This is a genomic window from Rhizobium sp. WYCCWR10014, from assembly GCF_001657485.1.
GTDB lineage: Bacteria > Pseudomonadota > Alphaproteobacteria > Rhizobiales > Rhizobiaceae > Rhizobium.
Genome location: NZ_LXFU01000025.1, coordinates 178,222 through 204,651, shown reverse-complemented (window position 1 = coordinate 204,651; position 26,430 = coordinate 178,222). Strand labels below are relative to the sequence as shown.

29 protein-coding genes and 1 tRNA gene are annotated in these 26,430 nt (G+C 61.1%); 18 read left to right on the top strand and 12 right to left on the bottom strand.

All coding sequences use genetic code 11. The features are described 5' to 3' along the window. Positions 1 to 70: 70 nt before the first annotated feature. Both A6U98_RS05890 and A6U98_RS05885 read right to left on the bottom strand, forming a co-directional pair. The gene (locus A6U98_RS05890; protein ID WP_064648526.1) at positions 71 to 367 is read right to left on the bottom strand and encodes a hypothetical protein; all 297 of its coding nucleotides are present in this window, start codon (positions 365 to 367) and stop codon (positions 71 to 73) included. 27 nt (positions 368 to 394) lie between these two features. Next, positions 395 to 577 carry a hypothetical protein gene (locus tag A6U98_RS05885; protein ID WP_064648524.1) on the bottom strand — a complete coding sequence of 61 codons (183 nt, stop codon included), beginning with the start codon at positions 575 to 577 and terminating at the stop codon, positions 395 to 397. A 201-nt stretch (positions 578 to 778) separates the two neighbouring features. Here A6U98_RS05885 and A6U98_RS05880 point away from each other — a divergent pair, with 201 nt between their 5' ends. The 3 genes from A6U98_RS05880 (at position 779) to A6U98_RS05870 (ending at position 1,923) form a co-directional block, all read left to right on the top strand. Beyond that, complete coding sequence (locus A6U98_RS05880; protein WP_064648522.1) at positions 779 to 1,300, top strand: hypothetical protein; 522 nt, start codon at positions 779 to 781, stop codon at positions 1,298 to 1,300. 171 nt (positions 1,301 to 1,471) lie between these two features. Further along, positions 1,472 to 1,717 (top strand): DUF982 domain-containing protein, encoded by a 246-nt coding sequence (locus A6U98_RS05875; protein ID WP_064648520.1) that lies wholly within the window; start codon positions 1,472 to 1,474, stop codon positions 1,715 to 1,717. An 11-nt stretch (positions 1,718 to 1,728) separates the two neighbouring features. Beyond that, on the top strand, positions 1,729 to 1,923 hold the full coding sequence (locus tag A6U98_RS05870) for a hypothetical protein (protein WP_064648518.1): 195 nt from the start codon (positions 1,729 to 1,731) through the stop codon (positions 1,921 to 1,923). Between the two features lie 22 nt (positions 1,924 to 1,945). Here the strand turns inward: A6U98_RS05870 and A6U98_RS05865 are convergent, their stop codons facing one another. The 4 genes from A6U98_RS05865 to A6U98_RS05850 all read right to left on the bottom strand — a co-directional run bounded on the left by A6U98_RS05865 (position 1,946) and on the right by A6U98_RS05850 (position 8,508). Beyond that, entirely contained in the window at positions 1,946 to 3,817 is a 1,872-nt protein-coding gene (locus A6U98_RS05865; RefSeq protein WP_064648515.1) for an adenylate/guanylate cyclase domain-containing protein, read from the bottom strand. 607 nt (positions 3,818 to 4,424) lie between these two features. Then, positions 4,425 to 4,501: transfer RNA gene (locus tag A6U98_RS05860), tRNA-Arg, on the bottom strand. Between the two features lie 122 nt (positions 4,502 to 4,623). Next, positions 4,624 to 6,144: a HAMP domain-containing sensor histidine kinase gene (locus tag A6U98_RS05855; protein ID WP_064648513.1), complete on the bottom strand. Its 1,521-nt coding sequence runs from the start codon at positions 6,142 to 6,144 to the stop codon at positions 4,624 to 4,626. Positions 6,145 to 6,510: 366 nt separating this feature from the next. Then, the gene (locus A6U98_RS05850) at positions 6,511 to 8,508 is read right to left on the bottom strand and encodes a methyl-accepting chemotaxis protein (protein WP_064648511.1); all 1,998 of its coding nucleotides are present in this window, start codon (positions 8,506 to 8,508) and stop codon (positions 6,511 to 6,513) included. A 420-nt stretch (positions 8,509 to 8,928) separates the two neighbouring features. Here A6U98_RS05850 and rpmH point away from each other — a divergent pair, with 420 nt between their 5' ends. The 8 genes from rpmH (at position 8,929) to A6U98_RS05810 (ending at position 14,513) form a co-directional block, all read left to right on the top strand. After that, the gene (gene rpmH / locus A6U98_RS05845) at positions 8,929 to 9,063 is read left to right on the top strand and encodes a 50S ribosomal protein L34 (protein WP_003545006.1); all 135 of its coding nucleotides are present in this window, start codon (positions 8,929 to 8,931) and stop codon (positions 9,061 to 9,063) included. A 20-nt stretch (positions 9,064 to 9,083) separates the two neighbouring features. Continuing rightward, entirely contained in the window at positions 9,084 to 9,485 is a 402-nt protein-coding gene (gene rnpA / locus A6U98_RS05840) for a ribonuclease P protein component (protein WP_003545005.1), read from the top strand. Next, complete coding sequence (gene yidC, locus A6U98_RS05835; RefSeq protein WP_064648509.1) at positions 9,485 to 11,278, top strand: membrane protein insertase YidC; 1,794 nt, start codon at positions 9,485 to 9,487, stop codon at positions 11,276 to 11,278. Before rnpA ends, yidC begins: the two co-directional genes overlap by 1 nt. Before the next feature lie 152 nt (positions 11,279 to 11,430). Continuing rightward, the gene (gene yihA / locus A6U98_RS05830) at positions 11,431 to 12,084 is read left to right on the top strand and encodes a ribosome biogenesis GTP-binding protein YihA/YsxC (RefSeq protein ID WP_012755831.1); all 654 of its coding nucleotides are present in this window, start codon (positions 11,431 to 11,433) and stop codon (positions 12,082 to 12,084) included. Positions 12,085 to 12,350: 266 nt separating this feature from the next. Beyond that, positions 12,351 to 12,560, top strand: coding sequence for a cold-shock protein (locus A6U98_RS05825; protein ID WP_018244551.1), 210 nt, complete (start codon positions 12,351 to 12,353; stop codon positions 12,558 to 12,560). Positions 12,561 to 12,693: 133 nt separating this feature from the next. After that, complete coding sequence (locus A6U98_RS05820; RefSeq protein WP_064648507.1) at positions 12,694 to 12,918, top strand: hypothetical protein; 225 nt, start codon at positions 12,694 to 12,696, stop codon at positions 12,916 to 12,918. Between the two features lie 121 nt (positions 12,919 to 13,039). Next, complete coding sequence (locus tag A6U98_RS05815) at positions 13,040 to 13,315, top strand: hypothetical protein (protein WP_024323874.1); 276 nt, start codon at positions 13,040 to 13,042, stop codon at positions 13,313 to 13,315. A gap of 121 nt (positions 13,316 to 13,436) precedes the next feature. Continuing rightward, positions 13,437 to 14,513, top strand: coding sequence for a histidine kinase dimerization/phosphoacceptor domain -containing protein (locus A6U98_RS05810; RefSeq protein ID WP_064648505.1), 1,077 nt, complete (start codon positions 13,437 to 13,439; stop codon positions 14,511 to 14,513). Between the two features lie 124 nt (positions 14,514 to 14,637). On the opposite strand, the gene A6U98_RS05805 is transcribed toward A6U98_RS05810, so the two are convergent. The 3 genes from A6U98_RS05805 to A6U98_RS05795 all read right to left on the bottom strand — a co-directional run bounded on the left by A6U98_RS05805 (position 14,638) and on the right by A6U98_RS05795 (position 16,569). Further along, positions 14,638 to 15,192: a fasciclin domain-containing protein gene (locus tag A6U98_RS05805; protein ID WP_003544994.1), complete on the bottom strand. Its 555-nt coding sequence runs from the start codon at positions 15,190 to 15,192 to the stop codon at positions 14,638 to 14,640. 121 nt (positions 15,193 to 15,313) lie between these two features. Beyond that, positions 15,314 to 16,033 carry an anti-sigma factor gene (locus A6U98_RS05800; protein WP_064648503.1) on the bottom strand — a complete coding sequence of 240 codons (720 nt, stop codon included), beginning with the start codon at positions 16,031 to 16,033 and terminating at the stop codon, positions 15,314 to 15,316. Next, positions 16,030 to 16,569 carry a sigma-70 family RNA polymerase sigma factor gene (locus A6U98_RS05795; RefSeq protein ID WP_064648502.1) on the bottom strand — a complete coding sequence of 180 codons (540 nt, stop codon included), beginning with the start codon at positions 16,567 to 16,569 and terminating at the stop codon, positions 16,030 to 16,032. The genes A6U98_RS05800 and A6U98_RS05795 overlap by 4 nt, the downstream gene beginning before the upstream one ends. A gap of 143 nt (positions 16,570 to 16,712) precedes the next feature. Between A6U98_RS05795 and argB the strand changes: the two genes are divergently transcribed. Together argB and A6U98_RS05785 are read left to right on the top strand one after the other, a co-directional pair. Next, the gene (argB, locus tag A6U98_RS05790) at positions 16,713 to 17,600 is read left to right on the top strand and encodes an acetylglutamate kinase (RefSeq protein WP_003544982.1); all 888 of its coding nucleotides are present in this window, start codon (positions 16,713 to 16,715) and stop codon (positions 17,598 to 17,600) included. A gap of 68 nt (positions 17,601 to 17,668) precedes the next feature. Beyond that, positions 17,669 to 18,817 (top strand): alpha-hydroxy acid oxidase, encoded by a 1,149-nt coding sequence (locus A6U98_RS05785; RefSeq protein WP_064648499.1) that lies wholly within the window; start codon positions 17,669 to 17,671, stop codon positions 18,815 to 18,817. Positions 18,818 to 18,884: 67 nt separating this feature from the next. On the opposite strand, the gene A6U98_RS05780 is transcribed toward A6U98_RS05785, so the two are convergent. Then, positions 18,885 to 19,655: an isocitrate lyase/phosphoenolpyruvate mutase family protein gene (locus A6U98_RS05780; protein ID WP_064648497.1), complete on the bottom strand. Its 771-nt coding sequence runs from the start codon at positions 19,653 to 19,655 to the stop codon at positions 18,885 to 18,887. After that, a complete protein-coding gene (locus A6U98_RS05775) occupies positions 19,652 to 20,728 on the bottom strand; it encodes a trifunctional transcriptional activator/DNA repair protein Ada/methylated-DNA--[protein]-cysteine S-methyltransferase (RefSeq protein ID WP_064648495.1) in 1,077 nt (358 codons plus the stop codon). The genes A6U98_RS05780 and A6U98_RS05775 overlap by 4 nt, the downstream gene beginning before the upstream one ends. A gap of 102 nt (positions 20,729 to 20,830) precedes the next feature. Between A6U98_RS05775 and A6U98_RS05770 the strand changes: the two genes are divergently transcribed. Then, positions 20,831 to 21,538, top strand: coding sequence for a pyrimidine 5'-nucleotidase (locus tag A6U98_RS05770; protein WP_064648493.1), 708 nt, complete (start codon positions 20,831 to 20,833; stop codon positions 21,536 to 21,538). Positions 21,539 to 21,708: 170 nt separating this feature from the next. Next, on the top strand, positions 21,709 to 22,347 hold the full coding sequence (locus A6U98_RS05765) for a calcium-binding protein (protein ID WP_064648491.1): 639 nt from the start codon (positions 21,709 to 21,711) through the stop codon (positions 22,345 to 22,347). Between the two features lie 177 nt (positions 22,348 to 22,524). On the opposite strand, the gene A6U98_RS05760 is transcribed toward A6U98_RS05765, so the two are convergent. Then, the gene (locus tag A6U98_RS05760) at positions 22,525 to 23,391 is read right to left on the bottom strand and encodes an LOG family protein (protein ID WP_064648711.1); all 867 of its coding nucleotides are present in this window, start codon (positions 23,389 to 23,391) and stop codon (positions 22,525 to 22,527) included. A 192-nt stretch (positions 23,392 to 23,583) separates the two neighbouring features. Here A6U98_RS05760 and dapD point away from each other — a divergent pair, with 192 nt between their 5' ends. The 3 genes from dapD (at position 23,584) to A6U98_RS05745 (ending at position 26,425) form a co-directional block, all read left to right on the top strand. Continuing rightward, a complete protein-coding gene (gene dapD, locus A6U98_RS05755) occupies positions 23,584 to 24,444 on the top strand; it encodes a 2,3,4,5-tetrahydropyridine-2,6-dicarboxylate N-succinyltransferase (protein WP_062943804.1) in 861 nt (286 codons plus the stop codon). A 204-nt stretch (positions 24,445 to 24,648) separates the two neighbouring features. Continuing rightward, positions 24,649 to 25,842, top strand: coding sequence for a succinyl-diaminopimelate desuccinylase (gene dapE, locus A6U98_RS05750; RefSeq protein WP_064648487.1), 1,194 nt, complete (start codon positions 24,649 to 24,651; stop codon positions 25,840 to 25,842). Beyond that, complete coding sequence (locus A6U98_RS05745) at positions 25,829 to 26,425, top strand: hypothetical protein (protein WP_064648486.1); 597 nt, start codon at positions 25,829 to 25,831, stop codon at positions 26,423 to 26,425. The genes dapE and A6U98_RS05745 overlap by 14 nt, the downstream gene beginning before the upstream one ends. Positions 26,426 to 26,430: the final 5 nt, after the last annotated feature.

The following is a 26,430-nucleotide window of genomic DNA, read 5'->3' as shown; positions in this document are numbered from 1 at the left end:
AGCTGCCCTTCATCTCAGCCGCTGGGGTCGGTCGCCGACGGCAAAATTAAAGGGTGAACGACTCCGGGCTTCAACCCTTCGCTTCAGGGATCAGGCGTATCAGCGTTCCATCACTCGCCGCAGCGCTGATTGCCGTTGCGATCTGCCGGAGCGATCCACGCGCGACGAGCGTCTCTGGCGGAGGAGGTTTTCCGGGACCCGGATCGATAAAGGCCGAACACAGGTGATCCGAGTCGCGCATCGCCATGAATGATGTGGCGACAATCGTTTCGCCGCAGGCGGCGCATCGAAGAATGTAGGAACCGCGGTGGACGATCGATTCTGTTTTGTCCAATCCGCAGGACGGGCAGGCCAACATATTGGTCATTGCTTCACTCCAGCCTGCGCACGCGGCCTATGAGGCAGCCGCCAGAATGATGGCGATCGCGAGCAGCAAGGGACCCATCCACTTGAACTGGCGAACCACCGGCGGCCGGCTGGCCGGCTTGCCTGGGTATGGCAGATAACCAAAGCCGACTGATGTCATCCATAGGCCGGCGCAAAACATGATGATTTCATCGATATAGGCTGCGATCATGACTTTCCCGCCTTCGGATCGGCGCTGCGATATCTCCGTCTCCGCGTCCGATACCACTCATCCTACCCATCAGCACGGCCAGACGGAAGAGAAGAGTGGATCTGAGAGATTAAACTTTGGGTAGCATAATTACCTCGAATCCCCTAGTCATTCGAACTCGTACACACGAATCCGCTAGAGCCACTTTCTCGGGAATGTTTCATGCACAACGCCAAATTCATTCGTTACGCCGCCTTCTCTGCGTGCGTCGCTTTTGCGGCATTTCAGGCCGGACAGGTTCTTGCCGATTCGGCCAATGACAAGTTCTTTGACGCAGCCCTATGCAAGCCACCCTATACGATGACATCGGCAATGAAGATCTATGATGTCGTGGAAGCTCTGGCCAAGCCGGACACGTCGTCTTTGGGCGCGGCGATCTACAAACTCCCGAACCAGATAGGCCGCGACGGCTTTAAGTCGACCGAGATTTTCTTTGCTAACAACGCTGTTGGCGTCTTGATCGAGGGCGAACGCGCCGACGATCTGGCCGCGAAATACGGTTTGAAGCCGGAGACCTCCGATCTGCTCGGCACAGCCACCAAGGGCTATTCGCGCGAGCTGCCGGCAGATCTGCAGCCGGAACCCGGAATGGCCGGGCCTGGAAAGGTCTCTATCATTGCCCGCCAAGGCAACGCCCTGCCAGGCAAAACCTTGCTGGCGTGTGAATTCGTGCAGGAATTCTAAGAGGCTCCGCATAAGCGCGCAAAACGGCGGCACGAAACCCCTTTCGAAAGCATATCCCAGCAGTTCACTGTTTAAGAAATGTATCTCGTTCATCCCCTCGCCTCGCCACACTGGATCAACCGCGCTATGTGAGCAGCCTTACAGAGACCACGCAGCGGAGATCCTGAGATCATGCAAACCATTTGGAAGAAGCCGGTGACGATCGCCCTTGAGGGCCCGGATCAGTGGGTGGTGATCCAGACGACCCAGGCCGCAACATGGGCACTGGTCGAAGACTGGCCGACCGAAGAGGGGCCTGCCTTGGACAAGGCCTGTGCGGTTTGCGCCGATGTCATGGCGGGCAAACGAAACCGGGAGGAGGCGCGGCAGGCGTTCATCGATGCTGCGATCGAAGCCGGAATCCCGATCAAGGAATAAGGCCACGACCCATGCGGCGCCTATTTGGCGGCGACCCGGTCAAGCTCGGTGAAGTCCCTGTGAAGCTTGCCGACGTGGCGAACCCGCCGAAGCAGTTGATGGCGAGCGGTGATGCCATATCAGCGATGGTCTCTGTTCTGGAGCAGCGCCTCGCTGAGCTGCATGCCTATAAAGAGCTGTCCAAGTCCACGGACGGATCATTCTAAAACCGCGACGCAGACAGAAACGTCAAGCCGTCTCCGGGGCTTTGGCTCTCGCCAGGTCCTGCAGGAACTCTTCCATCAAGGGCTTGTCGCCGAACCGGCGATAAGCCCTTTCCGCTTCCAGCGAGAATGTCGGATGGGCTCCAACAAGGCTCGCCATGGTAGCCTGCGCCTTTTCAAGCTCTCCGCTTCCACCCTGCAACGCGGCTTGGATGAGAAGGCAATTCGCATCGCGGGGCGCTCTGACAAGACACTCGCTGATGACCGTGGCCGCCTCTTCGCGGCGGCCATCGGCATAAAGCGCCTGACCATGCACATAGGCATAGTATTCCGGCGCCATGGGGTGCAGTCGGCGCGCCCGCTCCGCATTGGCGACAGCGTCCGGATAGTCTCCGAACCGGACCTGCGCTTTGGCCAGCGCAATCATACTGTCGGGATCGTTGGGGTTCAGTTCGACCGCACGCTGCGCCGCCTGAAGTCCGCCGGAATAGTCCGCCTGCAATGCAAGTCCGAAACTGATTACCTGATATCCAAAACCGAGATTGGGATCGAGCCGCACGGCCTGCCGCGCCTCACTGAGACCCAAATCCAGCTCGGGCGCGGTGGCCTGACCGCCGGACCTTTGCGCCACTTCGCCGATATAGGTCAACGCAAGACCAGCGCGGGCTGCGGCGTAAGCCGGGTCCATTTCCACGGCGCGCTGATACAGGCCACGGGCATCGAGAATAGCGCTACGATCAGTGGCGCCGTGCCGGTAACGGTCGCGGGCCTGCAAGACGAGATCATAGGCCTGCAGACTATCCGTCGGCCGCAGCGCCGCCGCTGCCGCTTCGCTTCGGCCGATATAGGGCGCGAGTTGCGCGACGATTTCCGTGGTGAGCTCGCTCTGGACGGTGAAAACATCAGCAACCTTCTTGTCGAAGCTACGCGACCATAAGTGCGCGCCCGTGCCCACATCAATGAGCTGCGCCGAAACGCGGAGCTGGTCGCCTTCCCGGCGCGCGCTGCCTTCAACCACGTAATCAACGCCAAGCTTTGCCGCGAGCTTACGTACATCCGTCTCCTGACCGCGCGCGGCATAGGTGGAATCGCGGGCGATGACCTGAAGCTCGGGATTACGAGCGAGCGCCGTGGTCACGTCCTCGGTCAGTCCGTCCGCAAAGTAAGGCTGGTTACCGCTGCCGCTCATGGTTGCGAACGGCATGACGGCGATCGAGGGCCTGGGGTCGCGACGGGTCTGGTCCAGAGAGAGTGCAGTCGGGATGCCGCTCACCATCGCTGCCAGCGGAAGAGGTGAAATCTGGGTGCCGATGAGAATGAGAGCGATGGCTGCAACGCCATAAGACCAGCGCGCCGCGCTGCAGCGCAGGACATGTGGCACTTGCTGCCAGATCGACAAGGGAGAGCCCGCCCGCTTTACGCGGTACACTTCAAGCAGCTCGGGAATATTCTTGGCGCGCCTGCGGCCGACTCGGGCGAACAGATCGCCGCGGTTGCGCTCGGCGGCCATCACCACGGCGCCGCTGACGAATATCTGGCCGGGCTCGGTCATGGTCTCAAGCCGGGCCGCGACGTTCACCCCATCCCCATAGACATCGCCATTATCCTCGATGACATCACCGAGGTTGATGCCGATACGCAGCTTGAAAGGCCCGTCGTCAAAACCTTGCTGGATGGCAAGTGCCGCATCAACGGCCTCGTTGACGCTCGGGAACATCGCAAGGAAGCCGTCACCCGTCGTTTTGAAGGTGGTTCCGCCATGGCGCGCGACAGTGGGGGCGATCAGGTGGTCAAAAACGGTGCGCAGCTCAGCATAGGTGGAAGACTCGTCCTCAGCCATCAGCCGGCTATAGCCGACGATATCAGCGGCCATGATTGCCGCGAGCTTGCGTTGCATTTCAGCCTCCCAACGGAGTGGCTTGGCACACGGCCGACACAGCTAACAATTGGTGTGCAGCGATCATTCAGACTAGTCCTGCAGTTCGGGAAGCGGTAATCAATACAGCTCATAAATGCGTGAATATTGAGACGGTCCGTCAGTTGGCAATCCGCCGGCCCCGACTTCGCCCAGAGCCGTCCCGTCGCCTCACCGATGATGGCGACGGCATAACGCAAGGGCTGATACCTTTCCGCCCCGCCTACTTCGCTCCGTTATCGATTATGTCGAAGTCGATGACGATGGAATCCGCATCCTCGGAAGGCGGGACGTTCTGGAGCGTTTGGTGATGAGGGGAGCGGCTGCAGCAAGAGTGCACAGCTTTATATGGAAATGGCGCGCCGGACGAGATGACACGGGGCACCGCTATATCATTGTAGGTGCTTTAAATTTCCGGGCGGCGATCCTACCGTTGCCAGCCCCAGAGGGTCGATAGTCGCGACCGGTCGGCATTCGGGCGGCAAAAAAGTATGGGTCAGGCGGGCGGGGGTATCACGCGTCCTGGGACGGAACTCCAAGCTTCGCGGTATGCGGAAAATCGCCGGTGGCGATGAATTGTGGGGAAAAATGGCGCACCCGAAGAGATTCGAACTCCTGACCCCCAGATTCGTAGTCTGGTGCTCTATCCAGCTGAGCTACGGGTGCGTGCAAAATGCGGCGGTGCCGCTTGCGTGGCGATCCTCTAAAACGTCCTTCGGGACAATGCAAGAGCATTTCTGAAAAAATCGCGTCTTTGTCTGCCAGCAGCCGCGCCTTGGGAAACCCCGTCACTTTTCGATGTGCGTCCGGCTGCGGTAATCCTCCAGCGAAACCGGGCGATCGGGGATCTCGATGCGGAACTGTGTGCCGACCGTCGGTTTTTCCACCAGCGCGATCGTGCCGCCATGGGCGAGCACCAGCTCGCGGGCGATGGTGAGGCCGAGGCCGGTGCCGCCGGAACGGGCGGAGCCGCGGAAGGCGGCAAAAAGGTTCTGGCGCGCCTTCAGCGGCATGCCGGGGCCGGTATCATCCACCGTGATGCTGACGACGCTGCCGACGCGCTGGGCGGAGACGGTGATCCGCCTGACGGAGCCCGGGCCGCCCTCGCCCGGCGACGTCAGCGCCTGCAGCGCGTTGCGGCAGAGATTGTGGATGACGCGGAAAAGCTGCTCGCCGTCGGCATCGACCTCAAGCTCGGCGCCGATCTGCTCTGCGAATTCGATGCCGCTTTGCGGATCGATCCCCAGCATGTCCTTGACGTCCTGGGTCAGTTCCAACAGGCGGATATGGCGGCGGCGCGGCGCGGATTCGCTCGCCTTGCCGTAGGACAGCACCTCGGTGGTGTAACCGACGGCGCGATCGATGGTGCGCAGCAGTTTCGGGGCGAAGCTTTTCACCATCGGATCATCGACATCGACCAGCCGATCCGACATCAGCTGCGCAGAGGCCAGGATATTGCGCATGTCGTGATTGATCTTGGAAACGGCGAGGCCGAGCGCTGCCAGGTTCTTCTGCTGCTTCAGCGTCTTCTGCAGCTCCATCTGCATCGAGGTGAGGTTGCGGCCGGCGACCGCCAGTTCATCGCGGCCGCCGTCGCCGATATAGATATGGGCCGGGTTGTCAGGATCGGAGGAGAATTGCTGCATGCTGCCGGTCAGCCGACGGATCGGGCCGATGAGGATGCGGTTGATCGCAAAGAAGATCAGCGTCGCCGTGAACAGCGAGATAAGCACCGACAGCAGCAGGACATTGCGGGAGTAGACCAACATCGCCCTGCGCAGCTGCCTGTCCTTCATCACCACCTCGACGCCGGTGTTGGTTTCGCCGACGGGGCCATAGACGCGGATCATCCGGCCGCCACCGAAGACCAGCGTGTCGAGCGCGTCGCGTATCGCCGTTACCGGCGGCACATCGGTGAGATCGTAGGACTCGTCGACGGAGGTCGGCATATCGGTCGTCGCCAAGAGCCGCGAGGTGCCGTCCTTGCGCAGCACGATCGCCTTGGTGCCGGTCGCCTCCAAGGTCTCCTTCTGCAGCGCGCGCGGCAGTTCGACCGGCTGCAGCCCATCGATGACGATGGCGGCGGCAGCGGCCGTATTCAGCCTGTCCTGCAGCCAGCGTACTCGCATGCTGGCGACCGATGGGAAGAAGATCAGGATTTCGGCGAGCATGATAAAGAAGACGGTGAGCCAAAGCAGCTTGCCGGAAAGACCGCCGAACAGGCCGGCAGACGGGCACGGCGCCCTGGCGGCCTCGCCGGCCGCCGGGTTTTCCGCCGAAGGATTGTCGCCCTGATCTTGAATCGGCATTCTGGTCTCGCCCGATCGGCAGCACCCAGGCCACCCTTACCGTTGAGCTCTATATTAGACCAAGATGCTCCGCTTTCAAATCTTTGCGAGCAGCGTCATGTCGTCACAAAGAAACGTCCGCCCGAGAGGAGGAAGGCCCCTCCCCAACCCCTCCCCACAAGGGGGAGGGACCAATTTGCGGCGCCCGCGCAGCAAATATCAGCCATTCCGCGGATGAAACGACGAAGTGGGAAGCGCCGGTGCGACAGGTTAAGCCCCTCCCCCTTGTGGGGAGGGGTTGGGGCGGGGTCTTTGCCCGGCACGGACCGGGCAGAAAAAACTAACGCCGCCCGGAGGCGGCGTTAGAATGGCGTGTGATAGGAAGGATCAAAACTCTTCCCAGCTCTGCTCGGCTGCGGCCGCATTGCCGCCGAAGGCGCGGGCGACCTTGGCGATCGCCCGGCGGGCGGGCGAGGCAACCGGTCTTTGCGGCTCGTTGCGGACAAGCGCCACAGGTGCCGGCGCATCATCCGACAGCTTGAAGCGGGCAATGAGGCGCACCAGTCCACCGGCTTCGGCCGAAAGCCTGTGCGTGGCGGCGGAGGTCTCTTCCACCATCGCAGCATTCTGCTGTGTCACCTGGTCCATCTGGTTGACGGCGGTATTGACTTCCTTGAGGCCGGTCGACTGTTCTGTCGCGGCGGTGGCGATCGAGTGGATATGGTCGTTGATGGCGATGACGCGGGTGCCGATTTCGGCCAGCGCCTCGCCGGTCGCCTGGACGAGCTTGACGCCAACCTGCACCTCGTTGCCCGATTTGGTGATCAACGCCTTGATGTCCTTGGCAGCCGTTGCCGAACGCTGGGCGAGTTCGCGCACTTCCTGCGCCACCACGGCGAAGCCCTTTCCGGCATCGCCGGCACGTGCCGCCTCGACGCCGGCATTCAGCGCCAGCAGGTTGGTCTGGAAGGCGATCTCATCGATGACGTTGATGATCTGGCTGATTTCGCGCGAGGCCTGTTCGATTCGGCCCATGGCCTCGACGGCATTGCGCACGACGACACCGGAGCGGCCGGCATTCTCCTTGGCTTCGGACACCATGATGGTGGCTTCATGCGCCCGCTCGGTGGAATTCTGGACGACGGCGGTGATCTCGTCGAGCGCTGCCGAGGTCTCTTCGAGGGCGGCGGCCTGCTGCTCGGTGCGCTTCGACAGATCGTCGCTGGCATTGCGCAGCTCGGCGGTGTTGCCGTTCATCGCCTCCGTCGTCTCACGCACTTCGCGCATCGTCGCCTGCAGGGTGACGAAGGTATTGTTGACGTTCTGCTGCAGTTCAGCGAAGGCGCCCTGGAAGCTGCCGCTCATCGTCTGGGTGAGATCGCCTTCGGCAAGGCTTGCGATGACGCGGCGGGTCTCGCCGATGCCGGCATCGACGCTCGACAGAAGCATGTTGATGTTGCCGGCAAACTGGTTGAGGTTATCGTCCTCGTAGTCCTTGCTGATGCGATGGCTGAAATCGCCAGCCGCAGCCGCAGCCACGACGACCGACATGCTCGACTGCAGGTCGTCGCTCTTGGCGCGCATCGCCGCCTCTTGGGCGTTCAAGCGCTTGATGGCGAGGCCGTTCGCCTTGAAGACCGCAACCGCTGCGGCCATCTCGCCGATTTCGTCCGGACGGCCGGCAAACGGGACCTCGGCGTCGAAATTGCCGTCGGCGACTTCCTTGATCGCATGGGTGACGCGCTTGATCGGGCGGCTCAGATGGCTGGTGCCGATATAGAAGCCCATGCCGACGCCGACCGCGATGCCGATGCCGGTGATGCTGAGCACGAGCATCAGCACCCAGGAGCGGAAGCTCTCGATCTCGGCATTGACGGTCTCCAGCGCTGCCTTGTCGGTGGCGACGACGGCGTCGATTTCCGCCTGGAACGCCTTGCGGTTGGCGCGATTGGCGTCGTTGTTGCCCTGTTGACCGGCAGCCTCAGGGCCGACTTCCGTGCCGAGGCGGGCCGTTTCCGTGCGGAAGGTGCGGAATTCCGCGGCACGGGCGACGAGCTTGGCAAAATCGGCCTTCTGGCTCTCGGGAACGAGCGGCGCCCAGCCCGAGATGACCTTGTCGATCTCGTCGAGACCGGCCATCAGGCCTTTGGCGAAGTTCGGCGTATCCTTGACCGTCTTGGCCGCATAGATGCCCCGCGCCTCCATAACCACAGCCGTGACGAAACGGTTGAGGCGTTCGCCGGCATAGGCGCGGCTGGCGGCATGCTCGTAAGCCGTCAGGTTGCGACTGTATTCGTGCATGGCGGACAATGCCGTTGCGCCGATCAGAAGTGCGACCGCGCCCATCACGCAAACCAGCAGATTAATTTTGCCCCGGATCTTCAATGCAATGCTCCTAGCTACGCCACTGCCTGGAAAGCAAATTCCCAGTCGATACGTTGAATATCGGCGAAATTTATTAAAGTTAGATTTCTAATATTTACGATTGTGGCTTCGGAAATGATCCATGCCGAATACGGTCGGGCGGCGTAAACGCCTGAAAACCGGGGCGATCGATCTGCCGCGGCGCAAATCTACAACCACTCAGGGCAGGCCTCATTTCTTAACACCAGAGTGCGAAATTACTTTCGGGACCGGCAGCCCAGGGCGAAATTATCCGGCATAATTGACTTTTACAGGCTTCATCCTTATAAGCCCGCGCACGTTCGGTCACTCAAGCCTTTCATGGCCCCGCCCGTTCGAAAAACAACGCTCCTTGCATTATGCAAATTCAAGAAGGGCCGCACTCCGCGGTGTTTAAAATAAATGAAGCGTACCTACCAACCATCCAAGCTTGTTCGCAAGCGTCGCCACGGTTTCCGTGCCCGCATGTCCACGAAGGGTGGCCGCAAGGTCATCGCAGCCCGCCGCGCGCAGGGCCGCAATCGTCTGTCGGCGTAAGCCGGGTTGCCCGGTAAGAGATGGCGGGCGAATTGACGATCAGTGAGAAGAAACACACTGTCGGGCGGCTGAAGAGCCGCCCGCAGTTTCTTGCCGCGCGCGAGGGCGAAAAACGCCGGGGCGGCCTCTTCCTTCTCGAAGTCCTCGACCGGAAGGAACCCGACAGCCAGGCACGCGTCGGTTTTACAGTCACCAAAAAACATGGCAACGCGGTCGAACGGAACCGCATGCGCCGCCGCCTGAAAGAGGCGGTGCGGCTTCATGCGGGGTTTGCAATGCAGCCCGGACACGACTATGTGGTTGTCGCGCGCAGGGACGTGCTTGACGCGTCCTTCCAGGAATTGGCCGCGGAACTGAAATCCCGCGTGGAAACCAGGCCGAAACACCGGCGCTCCGGAGACGGACGCCCCAGGAACGTATGATGGAAAACAACCGCAATTACTTCATTGCGATCGCTCTCTCGGTGCTGATCGTCCTCGGCTGGCAGTTTCTCTATATGAATCCGCGCATCGAGGCCCAGCGCAAGGCGCAGGAAGCCCAGAAGGCGCAGCAGCAGACCGAGCAGGTGCAGCAGCCGGCAGCGGGCGGCGAGACGCCGGCCCAGCCGAGCGGTACGGCCCCTTCCGGCCAGGCAGCCGCGACGGCGACGCTCGAGCAGGCGCTGGCAAAGACCCCGCGTGTCGTCATCGATACGCCTGCGCTGTCCGGCTCGATCAACCTTGCCGGCGCCCGCCTCGATGATCTGAAACTCAAGGGCTATCACGAGACCGTCGACGACTCGAGCCCGATCATCACGCTGTTCAGCCCGGCCGAGACAAAGGACGGTTATTTTACCGAGCTCGGCTATATCGGCAGCGACGCGACGGGCAACGTTCCGGGCGCCTCGACGCTGTGGACGGCGCCTGAGGGCGCCAAGCTCACTGAAAAAACGCCGGTGACGCTTTCCTATACCAACGACAAGGGCCTGACCTTTACCCGCACGATTTCCGTCGACGAACGCTACATGTTCACCGTTGCCGACAAGATCACCAATGCCGGCCAGGCGCCTGCCTCACTGTCTTCTTACGGCCGCGTAACGCGCTACAACAAGCCGACGACACCCTCCGTCTACGTGCTGCATGAAGGATTTATCGGCGTCATCGGCGAAGACGGCCTGATCGAAACCAAATATAGCGCCGCCGAAAAGGAAGCCGTGATGCCGGCGAAATCCACCGGCGGCTGGCTTGGCATCACCGACAAATATTGGGCCGCGACGATCGTTCCGCCGCAGAGTGCTGCCTATGAGGCGCGCTTCTCGCATTTTGCCGATGGCCAGCCGCGCTATCAGGCCGATTACAAGGACGATGCCTTCACCGTCGCGCCGGGCCAATCGATCGAGCTGAAGAACCTCGTCTTCGCCGGGGCCAAGGAAGTGCCCGTCATCGACGGCTATGAGGCCAGCTATTCGATCCCGAAATTCGACCGCCTGATCGACTGGGGCTGGTTCTATTTCATCACCAAGCCGATGTTCAAGCTGATGGACTTCTTCTTCCGCTACTTCGGCAATTTCGGCGTGGCGATCCTGTGCACGACCATCGTCGTCAAGGCTCTGTTCTTCCCGCTCGCCAGCAAGCAGTACGCTTCGATGGCGAACATGAAGCGCATGCAGCCGAAGATGGAAGAGCTGAAGGCGAAATTCGCCGACGACCGCATGGGCCTGCAGCAGGCAACGATGCAGCTCTACAAGGAAGAGAAGATCAATCCGATCGCCGGCTGCTGGCCGGTGGCGCTGCAGATCCCGATCTTTTTCTCGCTGTACAAGGTGATCTACATCACCATCGAAATGCGGCACGCACCGTTCTTCGGCTGGATCAAGGACCTTTCGGCGCCCGATCCGACGACGATCGTCAACCTGTTCGGCCTGCTGCCTTTCGAGGGGCCGACGCTGCTGCACCTCGGCGTCTGGCCGCTGATCATGGGCGTTACCATGTTCGTGCAGATGCGCATGAACCCGACGCCGCCCGATCCGACACAGGCGATGATCTTCAACTGGATGCCGCTGGTATTCATGTTCATGCTGGCAAGCTTCCCGGCCGGCCTGGTCATCTACTGGGCCTGGAATAATACGCTGTCAGTGGCGCAGCAGGGGCTGATCATGAAGCGTCACGGCGTCAAGGTCGAACTCTTCGACAATCTGAGGGGTCTGTTCCGACGAAAAGAAGCGCCGTCGAAATGACGCTTGCCAAGCCCCGCTCCGGCGGGGCTTTTCTTTTCCGGCAGCGGAAGAAGGAGGCAAAGCAAAGGCTGCAAACGGCCTCGAAGCTTGACATCCGCCCGCAAAACCACGAAGCCCGGTAAAAGACCCAACCCAGAGATTGCAGAGCCCGCATGCCCGAAACCGAAAAGCCGCTCTTCGGCCACCCATGGATCTTCATCCGCGGCGTGCCGTCCCTGAATTTCCTGCCGCCGGAAGGGCCGTTGGAAGTGGCCTTCGCCGGTCGCTCGAATGTCGGCAAATCCTCGCTGATCAATGCGCTGGTCGGCCAGAAGGGCCTGGCGCGCACCTCGAATACACCGGGACGCACCCAGGAACTGAACTATTTCGTGCCGGATGGTTATTCCGGTGAAGGCCAAGACCTGCCACCGACGGCGATCGTCGACATGCCGGGCTATGGTTATGCGCAGGCGCCGAAGGAACAGGTCGACAAGTGGACCAAGCTCGTCTTCGATTATCTGCGCGGCCGCGCGACGCTGAAGCGCGTCTATGTGCTGATCGACAGCCGCCACGGCATCAAGAAGAACGACGATGATGTGCTTGATCTGCTCGACAAGGCCGCCGTCTCCTATCAGATCGTGCTGACCAAGACCGACAAGATCAAGGCGGCTGGTGTGCCGAAGCTGCTTGCGGAAACGGCGGAAAAGATCCGTAAACGCCCGGCTGCCTATCCCGGCGTGCTGTCCACCTCGTCCGAAAAGGGCGACGGGCTGGACGAACTGCGCCAAGCGATCGCCGAGACCGTCGGTATCGCCCGCTGGAAGTAGAAGGCCTGCGCACGCCGGATGCAAAGCCGTGTTGGTGTAAAGGTCTCAGAGACATCCCATGGTTGAACATAGCGACAACAGAAAACTAACGGTTGACGCCGCAAGCCGGATGAGCTACATAGCGGCCATCGAATTTTGCTTGCTGGCTTGGTTATCGCGCGATTGGCACCGCGCCCTGAACGAACTTCCTTTCAAAAATCGCTATCACCATCCGCATCGCCTTGGCGTTGCGGTTCTTCAATATTGCTATGAAAGGGTTCATGATCATGGCCACTGGCACAGTTAAATGGTTCAATTCCACCAAAGGCTTCGGCTTTATTCAGCCTGATAATGGCGGCGACGACGCCTTCGTTCACATCTCCGCCGTCGAGCGCGCCGGAATGCGCGACCTCGTCGAAGGCCAGAAGATCGGCTTCGACCTCGAGCGTGACAACAAGTCGGGCAAGATGTCCGCTTGCAATCTCCAGAACGCTTAAATCGGTATCTGCTTCCCTTTGACCACGGATGTACTGGCACTGCCGGAAGCACGTTATCAATCCAAGGCCAGGCGATTTGCCTGGCCTTTTTTGTTTTCGCTCGCGCGTCGAGCCCTCCCGTATCGGAGCCAATATGACTGAGACATACAGCAAATCTCGCCAGCGGGCGGAGATTGCCTTCGGCAACGTCCAGACCCAGTTCTTCGCGAAGAACCAGGCGGCCGAAGAGCTCGAATCCGACGCCCAATCGCAACAGGCAAAGACGTTGCGGCTTCGGGAAGCCCGGCTTGCCAGGGAACAGAGTGACCGGGTGTCGGCAACCTCTGCCCTCATTGCCAAACGCGCCAGGGGTCGCTGAGATTACAACCCGATGGACAAGGCTCGAGATTTAAACCGCGTCTGAAAGGACGGGGTTGCAGATCGCGCGCTGCAGCATGGCCGACGGCGTGCTGGCAATCACTCGCACCAAGGAAGCGTCAATGGCAGAGACTGCGAACGAACTTCAATCGATCAATACGGCCTGGCAGATCGCCATTCAGGAGATCCTGCGCATGGTGATCAGAGACATGTATCACGGCGGCGGCGAAGCGTCGTTCAGGACCCATATCAAGCGTATCGAAGAAGCGGCCGTCGACAGTATTTACACGGATTTGCGGCTGCGCGGGACCGATGAATGGACGGAGGTCCTGGTCAAGGAAAGGGCGAGCAATTTCGTCACGACCCTGCTGACGTCATTTACCTATGACCGGGCTTAAATCACCCAGTGGCCGGCAATCGATCGACGTGCCGCCGATCAATGCTTGCGTCCCCGCAGTTTTTAAAGCAACCCTAGTTCTCCTGCTGTGCGGGAGCAGCCGCGTCCACGAGTAATATTTGATGACCGATAGCAAAGACCAGCCGATTTCGCCGGAAGGCGTCGGCAACTTGCCCCATCTTGCCGAAGCCCTTGATGACGACCGGTTTCGACACTTTCTCGATCATGTGCCATTCGCGGTGGCTGTCTCCGAACTCGGTGGCGACGAGCCGCTGATTTACGTCAATCTCGAATTCGAACGGCTGACGGCGCTTGAGGCAACCGAGGTCCAGGGAAAACCCTGGGCAGACATCGAATTGAAGTCCACCGCCGTCTCCGGAGAGGAGCCGCTCACAGCCGCTGTAACCTCTGCGGAGGAATATATTGGTGCCTTCTCGCTGGTGGCCGAACCCGAGAGCACCGTCATTATCGATGTCTGGTCGAATACGATCGTCGACGACGATGACACGCCGCTTTTCCGATTGGTGGCCTTTGCTGCCCGCAATGAGGCGACGGCCGCTGAGAGCTTCAGCGAACTGCTGACGGAGAAAGATGTCCTTCTGCGGGAACTGCAGCATCGCGTGAAGAACAATCTTCAGATGATCACGGCGCTCATCCGAATGGAGGCGCGCAATGCTCAACAGAATGAGGAAAGCGAGAGGTTTGCACGGCTAGCCGGGCGGATCGAAGCCTTGGCCCTGCTCTATCGCTCGCTGTCAGACGAAGAGAAAGGCGCCACAGTCGATCTTGGCACCTATGTCAGCCAGATTGCCGCCTCGGTAATGGCGGCCCACGCCGTGGAAGGGATCCGGCTGGACATGAAGGTCGATACCTGGCCGGTTTCGGTCGATGTCGCCATGCCGGCCGGCCTCGTCATCAACGAACTCCTCACCAATACGCTGAAGCATGCCTTCGTGGGGCGTGATGGCGGTGAGATTACGCTCCGCTGTGTTGTCAGCGATACCGGCTGCAGGATCACCGTTGCCGATAACGGGGTCGGTCTTCCCCAGGATGTGACCTGGCCGCAACCGGGAAAGCTGAGCGCGATGATCGTACAGTCGCTGAAACAGAATGCCCGCGCCGAGGTTGAAGTCAGCTCGTCCCCAGACACCGGCATGAGTGTCTCCCTCGTCTTCCCGAGAGCCGAAGCAGCCCGATAGAGCGCCGCGCGTCTTTTCAGACGCGCTAAGGACGCTCTATCACTTTGAATCTGCGCATAACTCATCAATTTGTGTTTGGGGCGCCCGATAGAGCGCCCCAATGCATCTGCCGATACAGGCGGGCTTACATCTTCGGCAGCAGCACCTTGTCGACGACGTGGATGACGCCGTTCGACTGCTTGACGTCGGCAATCGTCACATGCGAGACACCGCCGTTTTCATCGGTCAGCGTGATCTTGCCCATGTTTTCCTTGGCTTTCAGCACGCAACCGCCGACGGTCTTGATGTCGTGCTCGCCGCCGTCATCCTTGATCATCTTGGCAACGGTCTTGGCCATCGCATCGGCGGCCACGACGTGGCAGGTCAGAACCTTGGTCAGCGTCGCCTTGTTTTCCGGCTTTAGCAGCGTATCGACGGTACCCTTCGGGAGCGCGGCGAAAGCTTCGTTGGTCGGTGCGAAGACGGTGAAGGGGCCCTTGCCCTCGAGCGTGCCGACCAGGCCGGCTGCCTTGACGGCTGCGACTAGCGTTGTGTGATCCTTGGAATTCACGGCATTCTCGATGATGTTCTTGCTGTCGAACATCGCAGCACCGCCAACCGTCGGGTTTTTCGCGGCGGCAAAGGCGACGGCGGACATGGCAGTGGCGAGCGCGAAGCCGCGCAATACGGACTTGATCATGATTTTCTCCTCACCGGACACCATCCGCGGGCTTTATGCCTGAGCGTCGTCCGGACATTTCGAACTACGGAGGGCCGCGCCGAAGAGTTTCAGAAGGGAGACATGATTTATGGCGGCACGATTACGGCCGGTGCAGCGGACCGCTTGCGATCACCGGACCAGTCGCCTGGCCGGTCGGCGAACCGCCGAAGGGTTCGAGGCTGACGGCAAGCGTTGCGCCATCGGCTATCATGCTGCGCAGTTCGGCCGGAATGACAAGTTCACCGCTTTCGCCCGGCTGGAAGACGCCGAGCGATCTCGTCATGCCGCTGCCCGGGACCAGCCAAAGTTCCAGCGACTTCTCCTCCGGCTTGCCGGCGGCGACCGGCACGATCTTCAGCCTGCCGCTCTGCAGCTCATAGGATGCAAGAAGATTGATGGTGCTGTTCTGGCCCGAAAGCGAGGCTACCAGCGGTGCCGGCCCCTGCGACTCCGGCACCACGCCGGAGGCGAAGATGACGGCGCTGGCGGCGACGACGATGCAGGCGAAGCTCAGCGAGCGCCAGAAAACGGCGGAATTCCAGAGTCCCTGCGAAAAGGAGGGCGGCTTTTGGCCATCGCCGAACAGCCGCGCCTCGATCTGCTTGAAGGTTTCCCGGTTCGGAGCAACGCCTTCATACTCGTCGTTGAAGGAGGAGAGGTTGGTTTCCCAGCGGCTGACGATCGCAGCGAAGGGGCGGTCGTGGCGCATGCGCTCTTCCACCACCCGGCGATCCTGCAACGATAGGACGCCAAGCACATATTCGCCGGCGAGAACCTCGTCGCGGGAGCGGTCTCCCTTGCTTTTGTCGGGCGATGTCATCGTTCCATGCACTCTCTCAGTTTCAAGAGGCTGCGCCTGAGCCAGGTCCGCATCGTGTTCAGCGGGACACCAAACTGATCGGCCAGTTCCTGATAGCTCAGCCCTTCGACATAAGCCCGTTTCACCGCGACCGCACGATCAGCTTCCAACTCTTCCATGCAGGTGTCAATCCGCCTTCCTTCATCCTTCGTCACCGTCTGCATTTCCGGGTCGGGTCCGGCATCGGCAAGATCGTAGACCGTGTCTAATTCGTCGGCGACGGGCTTGCGCGCCCGCAGCGCATCGATCGACCGGTTGCGGGCAATCGCCGCCAGCCATGCCGAGGATGAACCCGAGGCGACGGAGAAGCTGCGCGCGCGTTGCCAGATGCTGATATAGACTTCCTGCAGGGCTTCTTCTGCTTCCGTGCGATCCTTCAAGATACGCAGGCAGATTGAGAAAAGTTTCGGTCCGGTCTGATTGTAGAGGGCCACGAAAGCCCTGCGATCGCTGAGTGCGACGCGGCCGATCAGGTCTGCGATCTCATCGCCTTGCATGCCGTTCCTCATCTCAAGCTTGCTTGCGCCAGACGGTAACGGCGTCCGGCTTCGCGCCATATACGAAAAACTATTGCCCTCTGGATTATTCCCTCTGTCAGAAACTTGCGATAAAAGGCCGCGAACAATTCTGCGGGGTTCCCATGAACGAAACCGAAAGCGAAATGCAGGCACGGCTTCTGGCCAAGGCACTGCCCTTCATGCAGCGTTACGAGAACAAGACGATTGTCGTGAAATATGGCGGCCACGCCATGGGCAATCCCGAGCTCGGCAAGGCCTTTGCCAGCGACATCGCCCTTTTGAAGCAGTCCGGCGTCAACCCGATCGTCGTTCACGGCGGCGGCCCACAGATCGGCGCCATGCTCAGCAAGATGGGCATCGAATCGAAATTCGAGGGCGGGCTTCGCGTCACCGACCAGAAGACGGTCGAGATCGTGGAGATGGTGCTCGCCGGCTCGATCAACAAGGAAATCGTCGCGCTCATCAACCAGACCGGCGAATGGGCGATCGGCCTTTGCGGCAAGGACGGCAACATGGTCTTCGCCGAAAAGGCGCGCAAGACCGTGAAGGATCCGGATTCGAACATCGAGCGCGTGCTCGATCTCGGTTTCGTCGGCGAAGTGGTCGAGGTCGACCGGACGCTGCTCGATCTGCTCGCCCGCTCCGAGATGATCCCGGTCATCGCGCCCGTCGCGCCTGGCCGCGACGGCGCCACCTACAATATCAACGCCGATACCTTCGCCGGCGCCATTGCCGGTGCGTTGAACGCGACCCGGCTGCTGTTCCTGACCGATGTGCCCGGCGTACTCGACAAGAACGGCCAGCTCATCAAGGAGCTTTCGGTCGCCGAAGCACATGCGCTGATCGCCGATGGCACGATCTCCGGCGGCATGATCCCGAAGGTCGAGACCTGCATGGATGCGATCAAGGCCGGCGTGCAGGGTGTCGTCATCCTGAACGGCAAGACCGCTCATTCCGTCCTGCTGGAGATCTTCACCGAGCACGGCGTCGGAACGCTGATCGTTCCCTGAACGAGGCTGCGCCCTTCACCACGAAGGGCGGATCTTCCTGGCACGGGAACAGGGTATCGAGGAACGAAATGCGCCTGACAGACTGCTATAATTTTCACGATTTCCGGCGCATGGCCAAACGGCGTCTTCCCGGGCCGATATTCGATTATATAGACGGCGGTGCCGATGACGAGGTGACGTACCGGCGCAATACCGCGGCCTTCGAGGCCTGCGATCTGGTGCCTGACGTCTTGCGCGGGGTGGCCGATGTCGACATGTCGGTGACCGTCATGGGGCAGAAGCTCGCAATGCCGGTCTATTGCTCACCGACCGCGTTGCAGCGCCTTTTCCACCACCAGGGAGAGCGGGCGGTCGCGGCAGCGGCGGCAAAACACGGGACGATGTTCGGCGTCTCCTCGCTCGGCACGATCAGCCTGGAGGAAGCCAGAACGATCAGCAACGGGCCGCAGGTCTATCAGTTCTATTTCCACAAGGACCGCGGGCTCAACCGCGAGATGATGGCGCGAGCGAAAAATGCCGGCGTACAGGCGATGATGCTGACGGTCGACAGCATCACCGGCGGCAACCGCGAGCGCGACAAGCGCACGGGTTTTGCCATTCCCTTCAAGCTCAATCTTGCCGGCATGACCCAGTTCGCGATCAAGCCTTCCTGGGCAATCGACTGGCTGACGCACGAGCGCTTCCGGCTGCCGCAGCTCGAAAACCACGTCAAGATGGATGGCGGCGCGCTATCGATCAGCCGATACTTCACCGAGATGCTGGACCCCTCGATGTCGTGGGACGACGTGGCGGAGATGGTGCGCGAATGGGGCGGACCATTCTGCCTGAAGGGCATCATGTCGGTCGAAGACGCCAAGCGCGCCGCCGAGATCGGCTGCAGCGGCATTGTGCTTTCCAATCATGGCGGGCGCCAGCTCGACGGCTCGCGCAGCGCATTCGATCAGTTGGCCGAGATCGTCGACGCCGTGGGTGACCGGATCGACGTGATGATGGATGGCGGCGTGCAGCGGGGAACGCATGTTCTTAAAGCGCTGTCGCTGGGGGCGAAGGCCGTCGGGCTCGGGCGCTACTACCTCTTCCCGCTTGCCGCTGCCGGACAGCCCGGCGTCGAACGGGCGCTGGAGACGATGCGCACCGAGATCGAGCGCGGCTTGAAGCTGATGGGCTGCACCTCGGTCAGCCAGCTCAGCCGGCGGAATCTGCGCTTCCGTTCCTGAGCAGAACGGGATTTCATTGCGGGCCGCAGGCTTTCGCACCAGATCTGCGGCCCTCGGGCATTCGACGTCAGAGCGGGCTATAAATCGCCGCCGCCTCCTGTTTCAGCTTTTCCATCATCGACCGGTAAGGCCCCGGGCCATAACTGACGCGGCCGACACCGAGCTTGGCGAGCGTCTTCACATCCGGGGCACCTGTCCGCATCATGATGTTGACCGGCAGCGGCGATGCGGCGCAGATCTTCTCGATCAAGGCGGGATCGATCAGGCCAGGCACGAAGAAGCCGCTGCCGCCGGCGGCCGCATAGGCCTTGCCTCGCTCGATCGCCTCGTCCACCAGGCCGGCATGTTTGGAAAGATCGCTCTCGGCCAGGAAACGGTCGGTGCGGGCATTGATGAAGAAGGGAATGCCCTTGCCTTCGGCCATCTCGCGAATGGCGCGGATGCGGGCCGCCTGCCTCTCGGCCGGATAAAGCCCGCCACCGCCGACCACCTGATCCTCGAAATTGATGCCGATAGCGCCGACCTCCACCAGTTTGGCAACGTTGGCGGCCGCTCCCGTGGGGTCGGCCGAATAGGCGCCTTCGAAATCGACCGAAAGCGGCAGATCGACGACAGCGGTGATGGATTTTGCTGTCTCGACCAGCACCGACATCGGCAGCTTTTCGCCGTCGGCATAACCATGGGCTGCGGCAACCGACCAGCTTCCTGTTGCAAGCGCCTTGGCGCCGGCATCGGCGACGGCCTTGGCCGTCCCGGCATCCCAGATATTGTAAAGAACAACCGGGTCGCCCTTGCGGTGCAATGCGCCGAATGCCTTGGCCTTTTCAGTCTGGTTCATGCCGTCTCCTCCATGTTGGGTGCTTGTGCGCTGATCTTCTCTTCATGCCGCAGCAGCCATTGCTTGCGCCAGAGCCCGCCGCCATAGCCGGTCAGCGAACCATCCGCGCCGAGGATGCGATGGCAGGGCACGATGATGGCAAGCTGGTTGGCGCCATTGGCGCGGCCGACGGCCCGCACCACTTCCGGCCTTTCCATCTCCCTTGCAAGATCGCCATAGGCGCGCGTCTGGCCGGCAGGGATATCCATGAGCTTTGCCCAGACATGTTTTTCGAAGGGTGTGCCGCCGAGCGCCAATGGCGTCCTGAAGACGGTGAGCCGCCCTTCGAAATAATCCCGGATTTCTGCCTCGATCTGGTCGATAACAGGTGTGCGGCCGATCGCGACCGACGAGCGGACACGCTTCTGCAGCGCCTCGAGCTCGGTCGGCAGTGCCTTGCGGTCGTGGAATTCGAGAAGATGCAGATGCGTCTGGTCGGCAACGGCTATCATCGGCCCGAGCGGCGTGTCGAACCAGTCGGCAAAGAGCAGTTCGCGGTTCTGCGACAGCGCCGGCGCCTTGCCGACCAGCCGCTGAAAAGCCGTCCGGAAACCGCTTGGGGAGTCATATCCCGCATCGAGCTGCGCATCGATGACGCGCGCGCCATCGGCCAGGTGCCGGGCCGCTTCACCCAGCCGGCGATAGCGGACGATATCGTGGAAGGTCATGCCGAGCCCGCGTTTGAAGGCGCGGCGCACGGTCGAGGGATCGTGGCCGCGGCGCACGAGCTCATCCTCGCTCCAGCGCAGTTGCGGCTCGCGGTCCAATGCGGCAAGCAGCTCGTCGACGATCGGCTCCCTGCCCGGTTGCTCGAGCGGCCTGCAGCGCTGGCACGGGCGGAAGCCGGAATGCATGCAGGCGGCGATCGTATCGAAAAAGAGCGTATTTTCCCGCTTCGGCTTGCGCGCCGGGCAGGTCAGGCGGCAGAAGATGCCTGTCGTCTTGACGCAGACATAGGCCTGCCCTTCATAATCGGCACTGCGCGCGATCAAGGCATCATAAAGCGTATCATCGTCGGGGCGTTCGAAAAGCATGACCGCTTTCTAGCATTCCGTGCCTGCGCCGTCCGCCGAAAATCGGGCGTCTATTCTTTCTTGTCGATTTCCTTGGCGGATAAGCCGTGCCATAAGACCGCCATGACCAAGATCGACCGCACGCCTGATAAAGCCGATTTCCACCACGTCACAGACTGGGTCTTCGACCTCGACAACACGCTCTATCCGCATCATGTCAATCTCTTCGCGCAGATCGACAAGAACATGACCGCCTATGTCGCGGCACTCCTGCACATGGAGCGGGAAGAGGCGCGCAAGCTGCAGAAGCAATATTACCTCGACCATGGCACGACGCTGCAGGGACTGATGATCCATCACGGCATCGACCCGAACGACTTCCTCGAAAAGGCACATGCGATCGACTACACGGCGCTGACGCCGCAGCCGGAACTCGGCGAGGCGATCAAGGCGCTGCCGGGGCGCAAGTTCATCTTCACCAACGGCAGCGTCAAGCATGCCGAAATGACGGCGGAGGCGCTCGGCATTCTCGAACATTTCGACGACATCTTCGATATCGTCGCCGCCGACTACGTGCCGAAGCCGGCGCAGGCGACCTACGACAAGTTCGCGGCGCTGAAGCGCGTCGAAACCAGTAAGGCGGCCATGTTCGAGGATCTGCCGCGCAACCTGACGGTGCCCAAAGCGCTCGGCATGCAGACCGTGCTGCTCGTGCCGCGCAATCTGGAAGAGACGGTGGTCGAATGGTGGGAAAAGACCAGCGGCGAGGAGGATCATATCGATTTCGTCACCGACGATCTCGCCGCCTTCCTAGGCAAGATTACCGGCTGACAGCCAGTCTTTATTTGATGCATGTCGTTGTCCCAAAACTGCTGCACAGTTTTGGGCGACATGCATTGGATTACGAAGTTTTCACTCAGCTTACCGATGTTTAACTGGGTCTTCCGGGTCCGCGGCCATATCTTCTTTCGTGAGGGGACACCTTACGAAAGGCAAACACGATGTACCGCAACAAGCTGATACTGGCAGCGCTTTCCTCCACCCTCATCTTCGGCGCAGCCGCCGGGGCAGGCTTTGCAGCACCCGGTGACGGGCCGCGTCAGCACCCCGGCAGGCACGGTCCTGTGCACGGTCCGGGACCGGCCGCCTTCCGCGAAATCACCTATGTCCGCATGCTCAAGCAATTCGATACGAACAAGGATGGACAGGTCTCCAAGGACGAGGCGACCGCTGGCCTCGACAAGATCTTCGCCGCGATCGATACCAACAAGGATGGCTCGCTGACCCCGGGCGAAATCCGTGAGTACCGGAAAACGCAGATGCAGGCGATGAGAGACCAGCGCAAGCAGGAGGCCGGCGAAAACAAGGATGCGAACGCGGCACCCGAGACGGCAGACAATAGCGACCAGGGACGGCCGCCTCGCGAAGGCCACGATGGTCGTGATGGGCATCGCTGGATGCGCCATGGCGGCAACATCATGCGTGCCTCGATCATGATGCAGCGGGTCGACACCGACCAGAACGGCCAGATTTCCAAACAGGAAGCCACAGCCGCCTTCGACAAGCTGTTTGCGCGGATGGACCGCAACAAGGATGGCGTCATCTCAATCGACGACATGCCGGACCGGCCGCTGCTCTAAAGCATGTCGCGCAAGGGTGCCGCGGTTTTTGCGACAACGGCATGCGTGAAAACAAAGACCTAAAGCGCGAGGAGGGAATCTGAAAGATCGCGACGCGCTTTAGAATAGGATGACGAATTGCCCTGCCTTTCCCCGCCTCGGCGGGGAGAGGCTCTGCAGCGTGCCCCTCCGAAGCGCCTATTCGCGGTGTTCGTAGAAATTCTGAACGATCTTCCATGCCTCTTCGGCCGTATCGACAAAGCTGATCAGCTTGACGTCGTCGGGCGCGATCGTCCCGAATTCCGCCAATGCGTCGAAATTGATGATGCGCCGCCAGAACGCCTCCCCGAAAAGGATCAGCGGCAAGCGCTCCATGCGGCCGGTCTGGATCAGCGTGAGGCATTCGAAGAATTCGTCGAGCGTGCCGAAGCCGCCGGGAAAGACGGCGATCGCCTTGGCGCGCACCATGAAATGCATCTTGCGGATGGCGAAATAGTGGAAGTTGAAGCTGAGCTCCGGCGTCACATAGGCGTTCGGCGCCTGCTCGTGCGGCAGCACGATGTTGAGGCCGATCGAAGGGGCGCCCTCGTCGGCCGCGCCGCGATTGCCGGCCTCCATCACGCCGGGGCCGCCGCCGGTGACGATGACATATTCGTGGAAATTGAAGGTGGCAGAATATTTCGAGCAGAGCCGGGCGAATTTGCGCGCCTCGTCATAATAGACGGAAGCCGCCTCCAGGTTGACGCGCTGGATATCGTTGCGGGCTGCCCAGGCGCTCTGGCCGGGGGCGGGAATGCGGGCGCCGCCGAACATGACGACTGTTGATTTGATGCCGCGTTCGGTCAGCATCATCTCCGGCTTCATCAGTTCCAGCTGCAGGCGGATCGGCCGCAACTCCTCGCGGCAGAGGAAATCCTGGTCGACATAGGCAAGGCGGTAGGCAGGCGACATCGTCTGCGGCGTCTTCGGCACGGCCTCGGCACGCTGCTTGTCGGTCGAGCTGCTCTTCAGCGGGTCCCATACGCCATCCTTGCGCCGCGAACCGCCGTTTCGTCCCTTCGCCATGTCGAAATGCCTTTCAGTATTGCCGGCTACGAAGCCGGATATGTCGCTATAACGTCTTGAATCCAGGTATGATCTTGTCGGAAAAATCATTCCGTTCTACGGCTTCATGCTGTAGAGCAGGGTAAACCCCGCCAACCGCAATTCCGGAGACGCCCCGTCTCCACGATAAAGATCGAAGTTTAAGGAATTCTCATGAGCGCCACCGACCTCGCATCCCTCGAAAAGATCATCGAAGCCGCCTTCGACAATCGCGACAATGTGAACACGTCGACGAAGGGCGAGGTTCGCGATGCGGTCGAATCAGCACTCGACCTGCTCGATGCCGGCAAGGCCCGCGTCGCCGAACGCTCCGCCGACGGTGCCTGGACGGTCAATCAGTGGCTGAAGAAGGCCGTGCTCTTGTCCTTCCGCCTCAACGACATGGACGTGGTGAAGGGCGGCTCGGGCAATTCCACCTGGTGGGACAAGGTCCCCTCGAAGTTCGAAAACTGGGGCGAAAACCACTTCCGCGCCGCCGGCTTCCGCGCCGTGCCGAACTGCGTCGTGCGCCGCTCGGCCTATATCGCCCCGAACGCGATCCTGATGCCCTCCTTCGTCAATCTCGGCGCCTATGTCGGCGAAGGCACGATGGTCGATACCTGGGCGACCGTCGGCTCCTGCGCGCAGATCGGCAAGCATGTGCATCTCTCCGGCGGCGTCGGCATTGGCGGCGTGTTGGAGCCGATGCAGGCCGGCCCGACGATCATCGAGGACAATTGCTTCATCGGCGCCCGTTCCGAGGTGGTCGAAGGCTGCATCATCCGCGAAGGCTCGGTGCTCGGCATGGGCGTCTTTATCGGCAAGTCGACCAAGATCGTCGATCGTGCCACCGGCGAGGTGACATACGGCGAAGTGCCGCCCTATTCCGTCGTCGTCGCCGGCTCGATGCCGTCGGGCAATGCGACGATGGGTAACGGTCAGCCGGCGCCGCATCTCTATTGCGCCGTCATCGTCAAGCGCGTCGATGAAAAGACCCGCTCGAAGACCGGCATCAACGAGCTGCTCAGAGATTGATGACACCGGGACGTTGATCCGGTAAACAGACGGCGTCTTTTTACGCACCTGCATAATTCCTTAAATCGAAATCGATTTAAGGATAAAATTATGCAGCAATTCAAAGTGCTACAGTGTCCTTTGCGCGTCTTAAAAGACGCGCGGCGCTGTAGGCAACCCCGCCTTGCCATGTCTTTGCCATTCCCGCCGGATAGTTCGACCGCCATGACCGCTACCGACCCCGTCGCCAATCTTCAGACGCTGATTCGCTGCCCGTCCGTGACGCCCGCCGAAGGCGGCGCGCTGTCGGCGCTGGAGGCGATGCTTGCGCCGCTCGGCTTTACGGTCGACAAAGTGAAGGCGAGCGAAGAGGGAACACCCGACATCGAAAACCTCTATGCCCGCCTCGGCAAGGACGGCCCGCATCTGATGTTTGCCGGCCATACCGATGTCGTGCCGGTCGGCGACGAAGCCGCCTGGACGCATCCACCCTTTGAAGCCCAGATTTCGAAGGGCGAGCTTTTCGGCCGCGGCGCCGTCGACATGAAGGGCGGCATCGCCTGTTTCGTCGCCGCCGTCGCCCGCCATATCGAGAAAAACGGGCCGCCCAACGGCTCGATCTCCTTCCTGATCACCGGCGATGAGGAAGGGCCGGCGATCAACGGCACGACCAAGCTGCTGCAATGGGCGGCCGAACGCGGCGAAAGCTGGGATGCCTGCCTGGTCGGAGAGCCGACCAATCCAGACAGGCTCGGCGATATGATCAAGATTGGCCGGCGCGGCTCGCTGTCGGGTAAAATCACCGTTCACGGCGTCCAGGGCCATGCCGCCTATCCGCATCTTGCCGACAATCCGGTGCGCGGCATGCTGCAGCTGACGCAGGCGCTGATGGACACGCCGTTTGACGGCGGCACTGACGATTTCCAGCCGTCGAACCTCGAAGTGACCACGGTCGACGTCGGCAATCCGGCGACCAACGTCATTCCGGCCAAGGCATCGGCAAGCTTCAACATCCGCTTCAACGACAGCTGGACCGTCGAAACGCTGCGTGCCGAAATCCTGCGACGCCTCGATGCCGCCGCAGGCAACGGCGCCTTGCGGCCGGGCCGCGAAGCAGTGTCCTATGATATCGTCTGGGCCGACCGGCCGAGCCATGTCTTCCTGACGCGCAACAATGCGCTGATCGCCTCGCTGTCTTCAGCCGTCGAAAGCGTTTCCGGCCAGTCGCCGCGGCTTTCGACCACCGGCGGCACATCGGATGCGCGCTTCATCAAGGATTATTGCCCGGTCGTCGAATTCGGCCTCGTCGGCCAGACGATGCACATGGTCGACGAGCGCGTCGCTGTCGCCGACCTGGAGACGCTGACGGCAATCTACGAAACCTTCATCGCCCGCTGGTTCGCCAATGCCGGGCTTTAGAGAGGTTCAGTACTATCTGGCCGGCCTCTGGCTGCTGATCCGGCTGGATCCGCGCGGCTTCCGCTACCTCGACATCTCCGAGCGCGGCGTCAACCGTTCGTTCTGGGCGATGCTCTGGTGCCTGCCGCCGATGGGTATTTCCTGGCTCTGGTGGCGACAGGCTTTCCTGCGGGCGATGCCGCCGGAAGCCGATGTCGATTTTCCCTTCTATATCAGGCTCGGCCTCGTCGAAGTCGCCAACTGGTTCGTGCCGCTGGTCTTTGCCGGGTTTCTGCTGCTTGCCTTCCGCATGGGCGAGCGTTTCGCGCCTGTCGTCGTCAGCGTCAACTGGCTCGGCGTGCCGCTTTCCTATATCAACGGGCTGCTGCTGGCGCTGGTGTTCTTCCTGCCCGGCTCCGTCGGCCTCGTCTCGCTGCTGCTGCTCGCCTTCATGCTGGCGCAGGTCTTCGTGCTGGCGCGCATCCTCCGGATGATCTGCCACGGTCACGCGCTGATGGTGGGCGCGCTGACACTGGTGCTGCTCGTGCCATCGATGATCCTTTCGGAATATCTGCAGCACTTCCTCGGCATCTATCCTGCCTGATCAGG